Annotated in this window: 2 protein-coding genes; both read right to left on the bottom strand. The window is 58.5% G+C overall.

Features of this window, described 5'->3' with window-relative positions:
- Window positions 1-51 precede the first annotated feature (51 nt).
- Window positions 52-1077, bottom strand: a complete 1026-nt coding sequence (locus tag H7A81_RS27255; protein ID WP_182059336.1) for an aldo/keto reductase — start codon at window positions 1075-1077, stop codon at window positions 52-54.
- Window positions 1078-1134: 57 nt separating this feature from the next.
- Window positions 1135-1427, bottom strand: a 293-nt coding sequence (locus tag H7A81_RS27250; protein ID WP_255479065.1) for a Rid family hydrolase, incomplete at its 5' end; no start/stop codon positions are given.

Below are 1427 nucleotides of genomic sequence, written 5' to 3'. Positions count from 1 at the left end.
GCATACCGCCGCGATAGGCCTCGGCGATGTCCGGCATCAGAAGTGAATCTGTCATTCTACACCTGCTGCAAATCGACCGACGATGCGGCCTTCAATCGGATGATGGGGATCGACCGGCCCGAGGCTGGTGCCTTTACCCGGTGATACCAGACGGTCGCAGAACATTTCATCTTCTTCGGACCACGGACAATCCAGCGCGGCAATGCCCTCGCGCCACTGTTCAAAAGTACGCGGTCCCACCAGCGTGCTGGTCACCAACTGATTGCGCATCACCCACTGTTGCGCGAAGTGCGCGGGTTGGCGTCCGGTGCGTTCGGCATAAGTCGCTAACTCACTGGCCATCTGCAACGATTCCGGACGCCATTCGGCTTCCAGCATGCGCGGATCGGCGCGCCCGGCACGGCTGGTGCTGTCCGGGGCTTCGCCTACCCTATATTTTCCGGTAAGAATGCCGCGTGCCAGCGGGCTGTAACACACGGTTCCAACGCCAAAATAGGCGGCTGAAGGCAAAATCTCCACTTCGGCTTCACGGTTCGCGAGGTTATACAGCGGCTGAGTGGCAACTGGCCCGGCAATCCCCGCTTCACGTGCCAGACGCACGGTTTCCGCCAGACGCCAGGCTTTGAAATTCGACACGGCAAAGTAGCCGATCTTCCCTTCACGGATCAGGTCGGCAAAGGCCAGTACCATCTCCTCCAGCGGCGCGGCGAAATCTGCTTTGTGCATGTAGAGCACGTCAATGTAATCGGTGCCCAGACGCGTCAGAGAACCGTGCACCGCCTCGCGAATCCATTTACGTGACATACCGCGTTGATTCGGGCCATCCCCCATCGGGTTGCCCACTTTCGTCGCCAGCACCCAACGATGGCGATCGGCAGCGATGGCACGTCCCACCACGCGTTCTGATTCGCCTTTGTTGTACATATCAGCGGTATCGATGAAGTTGACCCCGCTGGCGCTGGCATCGGCGATGATGCGGTGGGCTGTGGCTTCATCGGTGGCTCCACCAAACATCATGGAACCGAGGCAAATTTCGGACACTTTTAGCCCGCTGCGCCCGAGATAACGGTATTGCATGCAAACATCCTCAATAGTGAGTGGTGTTCAGTGAAGTGCGGCCCTGGAGCCGCCCATTTATGCGGGGATCACTGCCGTGGTGGCGATCTCAACCAGAAACTCCGGTCGCACCATCTCCAGCTTGACGCAGAACCGTGCGGGTAAAATCGCCGGGAAATAGCTGACGTAGATCTCATTGAACTTGTGGTAATCCTCCAGATTGCGCAGGAAGATCTGGTTCATCACCACGTGATCCATACTGCTGCCTGCCGATTCCAGCAGATCGGAAGCCCGTCGTGCAGCGAAAGAGGTTACGTCCTGGGATCGCTCGCGACGCCCGGCTGATCCTTCACACACACACGCGACATCAC

Origin of the sequence: Pantoea sp. ME81, from assembly GCF_903970985.1 — a bacterium.
GTDB classification, from domain to species: domain Bacteria; phylum Pseudomonadota; class Gammaproteobacteria; order Enterobacterales; family Enterobacteriaceae; genus Pantoea; species Pantoea communis.
This window is presented reverse-complemented; position numbering and strand designations above follow the sequence as displayed.